Source organism: Sodalinema sp. (assembly GCF_046483825.1).
GTDB lineage: Bacteria > Cyanobacteriota > Cyanobacteriia > Cyanobacteriales > Geitlerinemataceae > Sodalinema.
On the sequence record NZ_JAWOCL010000003.1, the window covers coordinates 1 to 5589 of the forward strand.

Annotated in this window: 10 protein-coding genes; 1 reads left to right on the forward strand and 9 read right to left on the reverse strand. The window is 50.5% G+C overall.

Features of this window, described 5'->3' with window-relative positions; translation table 11 throughout:
• The 8 genes from R6U67_RS00230 to R6U67_RS00265 form a co-directional block, all read right to left on the reverse strand.
• Positions 1-143 (reverse strand): helix-turn-helix domain-containing protein (locus R6U67_RS00230; protein ID WP_410250683.1); only part of this gene is annotated, 143 nt, incomplete at its 3' end.
• 135 nt (positions 144-278) lie between these two features.
• On the reverse strand, positions 279-785 hold the full coding sequence (locus R6U67_RS00235; protein ID WP_410250675.1) for a hypothetical protein: 507 nt from the start codon (positions 783-785) through the stop codon (positions 279-281).
• Positions 786-820: 35 nt separating this feature from the next.
• Positions 821-1849, reverse strand: a complete 1029-nt coding sequence (locus R6U67_RS00240; protein ID WP_410250676.1) for an AAA family ATPase — start codon at positions 1847-1849, stop codon at positions 821-823.
• Positions 1850-1864: 15 nt separating this feature from the next.
• Positions 1865-2392, reverse strand: a complete 528-nt coding sequence (locus R6U67_RS00245; protein ID WP_087707543.1) for a CPBP family intramembrane glutamic endopeptidase — start codon at positions 2390-2392, stop codon at positions 1865-1867.
• An 81-nt stretch (positions 2393-2473) separates the two neighbouring features.
• A complete protein-coding gene (locus R6U67_RS00250) occupies positions 2474-3511 on the reverse strand; it encodes a DUF3326 domain-containing protein (protein WP_410250677.1) in 1038 nt (345 codons plus the stop codon).
• A gap of 113 nt (positions 3512-3624) precedes the next feature.
• A complete protein-coding gene (locus R6U67_RS00255; protein WP_410250678.1) occupies positions 3625-3801 on the reverse strand; it encodes a hypothetical protein in 177 nt (58 codons plus the stop codon).
• A 61-nt stretch (positions 3802-3862) separates the two neighbouring features.
• Positions 3863-4180, reverse strand: coding sequence for a 2Fe-2S iron-sulfur cluster-binding protein (locus R6U67_RS00260; RefSeq protein WP_410250679.1), 318 nt, complete (start codon positions 4178-4180; stop codon positions 3863-3865).
• Positions 4181-4346: 166 nt separating this feature from the next.
• Entirely contained in the window at positions 4347-4487 is a 141-nt protein-coding gene (locus R6U67_RS00265) for a DUF2256 domain-containing protein (RefSeq protein ID WP_410250680.1), read from the reverse strand.
• Positions 4488-4551: 64 nt separating this feature from the next.
• On the opposite strand from R6U67_RS00265, the gene R6U67_RS00270 reads away from it, so the two are divergent.
• Positions 4552-5292, forward strand: a complete 741-nt coding sequence (locus R6U67_RS00270; RefSeq protein WP_410250681.1) for an RNA methyltransferase — start codon at positions 4552-4554, stop codon at positions 5290-5292.
• 108 nt (positions 5293-5400) lie between these two features.
• Here the strand turns inward: R6U67_RS00270 and R6U67_RS00275 are convergent.
• Positions 5401-5589: hypothetical protein (locus tag R6U67_RS00275; RefSeq protein WP_410250682.1), on the reverse strand; the 189-nt coding region annotated here is incomplete at its 5' end.

Here is a 5589-nt window from a genome sequence, read left to right on the forward strand (position 1 = left end):
AACCCCTTCCCTGTCGTCTTATAGGTTTCATTGGTAAGGTTAAGAGCGTAGTTCCATGCGAATCTACAGCAACCAAAACTCTGGGCAAGGTGTTGCCGTTGCTCAGTGGTCGGGTAGATTCTGTACTTGGTCGCTCTCAGCATTACCGTGAAAATAATTGGCGATAATATTATAGCATGACAATCAGTGGGTTTGTCAATTTTCAGGGCATCGACCCCTTCAATTGACTTGAGGAGTCCATGTATCCCGAGGCTGACCATTCTGGTACAGCGCGGGACTTATCGCCCCTCAAACTCCCCAGAAGTTAAAACCAAGACTTCAGATTTCACGGAACCTCCCCAAATTTGTCGAGTTGACTGTAACGCATATTTTAGAGCATCTTTTAACTCCGGAAGCCAAGCTTCGTCATGACCTTGAATGACCAAAATTAAAACAAAACGAATATTTGTCCAATCTAATTTTTGAAATGATTCTGGCAATTCCTGCCAAGTTTTGTGACGCTTCAAGCAAGTCGCGAGGGTTAGATTTAATGTATTTGTGAGCTTAACCTGAATTTCCTCAATAAACTCCCTAAAATTTGGTTGTGTGTTCGGACGGGGACTACTTGATTTTGCTTCAACAATCCAAAGACTAACCGGATTTGAGTCAGATTTTGGACGAATTAAGGCGAATTCGGCTATTTTGACTCCTTGGCGAATCTCTTGATAAGTTTGACTCTCTTCAATACGAAAGCAGTCCGATTCGGAAAACGGACCAAACCTCATGTTAGATTCATTGATATACATAAAACGATTCCAACGCCCTAAGTCAACCTGAAACGTCAATCTAAAACAAGGTTCAGTTTTTCTTCATAAATACGAATTGACTCATCGATTATAGAGTTTTTAGGCAAACCATCGGCGAGATTGCTGATTTCCCAGGCGGCTCCATCAGTCGAGAGAATCATAATCGTTGTTCCGGGCTTTTTTTGTGCCAGAACCGATAGCTTTTTAATCACAAAGTAGGAATGACTGGCTAGAAAAAACTGAAGTCCAGCTTCAGATAACGTGACCATGATTTCTAATAGCTGGGAAATGGCCCCTGGATGAAGTGCAGATTCCGGTTCATCAATAAAAATGACTGAATCTGTATCAAGGTAACGATTTCCTAATAAGGTATCTAAAATCGATATTTTCTTGATACCTTCTGCTGTCACACCAATCGGTATTTTTTTGTGACCTTGTTTAAATTGCCAAGATTTTATTTGCGTATCATAGGTTATTTTACCACCTATCATATCACTCAAACTTCTTCGAGAACTGGAAAATTGTGCATAATTCCTGCCTCTAGTTGGAGGGGTTTGTAAGGCTTTCACTAAATCTAAGTAGGTATCATCGAAGCCAAAGCTACGGTCTCTTTCCCGGGATTCTAAAATCAAATTGTAAATTGACAAGACTTCTTTGGGGGGGATAAAAATTGAATTACTCGACCGAGGTGAAACATCACTGGTGACAGTTTGGATTGTTTTACTTGTGTTTTTGCTAAACTGGTACTGGATAGTTTCCTCTCGGGTATCGCCTCCCAGGGAAAGTTCTAGGGATAAGGGAGACGGAACGCCTTTGGTGACCAAATCCCCAATTTCACTTACTTGAAACGTCCAATAGAGTTTTTCAGAAAGCAATTGGGCAAGGGATTTTGGTTCATTCCCCCGCCGATACATTTCTAGACTCTTTAGGGTGATGTATAATGCTTTGAGAAGTAAGGTTTTTCCCGTCCCATTCCCTCCAATTATTAGATTGATTTGTCCCAGGTTGGAACAGTTGAGAGAGTCGATTGGACCTAAATTTTTGATGCAAAATGATGTGAGCATCACTTCAGATTGACCTCACGTTTGATGATTCACATAATGCCATTTCCACATGAAACCTGAGAGCCAATTGGTGATAACATGAGCAACAATGGGAACCAGTAAATTACCGGTGAGGATGGCACTTAAGCCCAAAAATAGGCCAACAATGGTGGCCCAGGTGGTGTAGGCCCATTGATTGCGGCCACTGATGTGGAGAATCCCAAATAAGACACTAGAAAGAACTAAGCCGAGGGGATTTAAACCGATCGCCGGCAACATCACCCCTCTAAAGAGCAATTCTTCACTCATTCCCGGAAGTAGGCCTAACCAGACTAAATCGAACCAAGCTAAGGGAGAAATGGCGAGGTTGAGATAGAATTGGGCGCTTTCTCGATAGGCGCCCCAGATGCGATAGAGAAGTGAACTGGCTAGGGTAATTCCTAAACTTAATCCGACGCCCCAAGCGGCTTGTTGCGGGTTCCAATAGAGGGGTAACAGTTGGACGCTTCCAAACCGTAGCCAGAGTTTGGCCACAATCATCAAGACAACCGCCGTGACTCCCATGGCGACTAGGATTTGCGGGCGGGTTAACGGTTCAAAATCTGGAGAGGGGGAATCGTTCACGATAACTTCTGTCAGGAGGGTTTACAGATGCGTGAGGGGCGCAATATGGGGACGTAGGGCGTTGGGATCGATACCGCTGCGGTGGGCGGCGATCGCGCCGATCGCTTCGAGGTAGGATTGCACGGATAGGGCCTCAATCCCTAAACGGGCGGCGGGACAACGCATCTGGGTTTGGTTATCTCGTACGGTAATCACCTGAGTCGCCCCCTGACTCCAACTTAGGATAGCACTGCCCCCACAGGCCCCCTCGGGAACAATGACCACATCCACATCGGGCGATCGCAGATCCTGGGGGCCGCAATCCCCCGTCGTGACAAATTGGGGGGCGCGACTGAGGCCCATTAAGACACAGGGAAGAAACGTATAGCCCAACTCCTCGGCGGCGGCCCGGGGAGAGAGATGGGGATCTGGGGGAAGGGGGGATAGGGCCGGGGCGTGGGCCGCTGGGATGCCGAACTCGCGCACGATGAGATGGCTGATAACGGCTTCGGCGCCGGCGATCGCATCTACGCCGGCCCCACTACGATAGTCTTGGAGCTGTTCTGGGGATTCGTCGGGGAAGCGGGCTACCACGGCGATCGCCTCGGCCCCAGCCCCCTCAATTAGCCGTTTAGCGCCCCTGAGCAGGCTCCCTGGATTGTCCAACGTTCCCCAACTGGCCCCCGAGGCGGCCAGCTTCAGTTGCACCCCCAGGGGCGCATCGGTGACCACATAGTCCGTCAGCGACAGTCCCAAACTCCCGCGCATCGCATCCGCCGCTTGCAGATGACGTAGGCGCAACTCCGGTTCAATTCCCGCATCGAGAAGTAAGCCTACCCGATTTTGCACCACCGGCCGCAACCCCCAGATTCCCGCCGCAAAACGATCTAACCCCAATCCTTCCACATAGAAGATATTGGGGTCAGACCAATAGAGTTGGGCCGCATTGAGGACGTTGGGATGGGTGATGAGGCGATCGCAGACCCCAGACAAGGCCCGAACCACCGCAATCCCATCCCCCGCATAGCCCCCAATACTCGCGCCAATACCGGTTGGGATAATCAGAACAGCGGTGTACATGGGGGAAGGGAACAGGGGGGGAAGGGACCAGGGAACGGGGAACAGGCAATAGAAAAGACGTAGGGGCGAACGGCTGTTCGCCCTGCGGGGTGGGGTGCTTCGGGCAATCCCTGTTAATCCTGGCGGGTGACTACCGCCTCAACTTGAACCTTGCCCGTGTCCGGGTTCGCGTCCGTCACCGCCCAGCGGAGGGGGTCACCGCGTTTCTCTAACTCCGCCTCAATCTCCCGCTGGAGTTGTTGCGGCGACTCGTTGGCATCAAACTCGGCACTGATAAAATGGGTCGTCATAACGAATTTACCGTAAAGACTTGACAAAATGGCAAAAATATGCCACAAGATAGGGGTCTGATTACCCTTGACCAAACTGCTGTTGGTAGACCTCGTTTTCCTTCTCCGTCTCAATCACCAAATCCGATTTAGGATAAGAGACACACAGAAGCGCATAGCCTTCGGCTTGCAGTTCCGGACTGACGCCCATTCCCTCATCTTGAGACACTTCGCCTTCTAGGATTTTAGCCGCACAGGTGGTACAAACTCCCGCATAACAGGAACTGGGCAGCTCAATATTTTGGTCATGAGCGACTTTGAGGATAGTTTCCGACTCAGGAACCTCGATGGTGTGGGTTTCGCCTTGGTGATGTAGGGTGACGCGGTAGGTATTGGACATAAGACAGATAATTGGGACAAATAAAGACAGATTTGGACAGATTCAGACAATCGATTGAGGTTGACTGGCGATGTCTGAGTTGGGGGGACTCCATCGCAAGGGGATTATACAGGGATTTTCCAGATTCTTCTAGGGGCCAGGCTCAACGGAGAGGGGCGCAACGTCTCTAGCGGCGTCGCCGACAGCGTTCAGAACAGTATTTCACCTCATCCCAGCAATTGGCCCATTTCTTGCGCCACTCAAAGGGACGACCACAAACAGCACAGACCTTTTGCGGTAAGTTGGACTTTGTATGTTTTCGTCCCATCGCCGTCGATACGTTCTGTTTAACCCTCTGGTTAACCTTCTACTGACCCCCTCGTCCCTGTGCCATGACTGCCACCGCCCTCTCCCCCATCTCAATTGTTCTCGTAGAACCCGCTGGCCCGTTGAACGTGGGGTCTGTTGCCCGGATTATGGCAAATTTGGGGTTGAGCCGTTTGTTGCTGGTCAATCCCCAATGTGACCCGCTCTGTGATGAAGCGCGACAGATGGCCGTTCATGCCCAGGAGATTTTAGAGGGGGCCGTTCATCTGTCTAGTTTAGCTGAGGCCTTACAAGGCTGTCAGCGGGTGGTGGCCACGACGGCGCGAAACCGCAGTTTACCCACGGACTTGGAACATCCCCGGAAAGTCTTACCCTGGCTGTTGGGGACTCCGTCCGCCTTAGTGTTTGGGCGGGAAGACCGGGGTTTGAGTAACGAGGAATTGAATCTGGCCCAACGCTTCGCGCGGATTCCCTCGACGGCGAGTTATGCGTCATTGAATTTGGCGCAATCCGTGGCGATTTGTGCCTATGAACTGTATAACTTGGCTGGGGAACCAGGGTCATTGGAACATCAGGAATTAAGTGAGAGGCCACCGGAGGAGGGGGAGGCGCCCATTGAGGCCATGGAAGCCTATTATGAGGATTTGCAAGACCTGTTGCTGAAGGTAGGATATCTCTATCCCCACACCGCCAACGCCCGTATGGAGAAGTTCCGCCGTCTCCACAATCGCGCCCATCCCTCATCCCAGGAAGTCGCCATGTTGCGGGGGATTTTGCGTCAGGTGAATTGGGCAATTGGGAAGTAGGGAACACCGGAACACCGGAACTGGGAGGAGGGGGAAGCTGTGTTCCGGCATCAATTCGGGTTAGGTTTCGACCCATCGATTCAAACTTGCCCGAACGCTCGGGCTGAGTTAGACAACCATTCTGGGCATCATTTCTTGGACGATGGCCCGCGACTGTTCAGTTCGTTTATCTTCCAGTTCTCCCCCTAACACTCCCAACGCTGTAGCAATCACATCACGATGAGTTTCACAGGCAAATAGATGATACCAGAGCAATAACTGTTTTTGAGATGGGGAGTTGGTTAACTTGCGCTTTAA

What these genes read in the sequence shown, in the direction of transcription:
- R6U67_RS00250 (WP_410250677.1), bottom strand. Translation starts at nt 3,511, where the DNA reads ATGTACACCGCTGTTCTGATTATCCCAACCGGTATTGGCGCGAGTATT.
- R6U67_RS00235 (WP_410250675.1), bottom strand. Translation starts at nt 785, where the DNA reads ATGTATATCAATGAATCTAACATGAGGTTTGGTCCGTTTTCCGAATCG.
- R6U67_RS00265 (WP_410250680.1), bottom strand. Translation starts at nt 4,487, where the DNA reads ATGGGACGAAAACATACAAAGTCCAACTTACCGCAAAAGGTCTGTGCT.
- R6U67_RS00240 (WP_410250676.1), bottom strand. Translation starts at nt 1,849, where the DNA reads ATGCTCACATCATTTTGCATCAAAAATTTAGGTCCAATCGACTCTCTC.
- R6U67_RS00270 (WP_410250681.1), top strand. Translation starts at nt 4,552, where the DNA reads ATGACTGCCACCGCCCTCTCCCCCATCTCAATTGTTCTCGTAGAACCC.
- R6U67_RS00245 (WP_087707543.1), bottom strand. Translation starts at nt 2,392, where the DNA reads ATGGGAGTCACGGCGGTTGTCTTGATGATTGTGGCCAAACTCTGGCTA.
- R6U67_RS00255 (WP_410250678.1), bottom strand. Translation starts at nt 3,801, where the DNA reads ATGACGACCCATTTTATCAGTGCCGAGTTTGATGCCAACGAGTCGCCG.
- R6U67_RS00260 (WP_410250679.1), bottom strand. Translation starts at nt 4,180, where the DNA reads ATGTCCAATACCTACCGCGTCACCCTACATCACCAAGGCGAAACCCAC.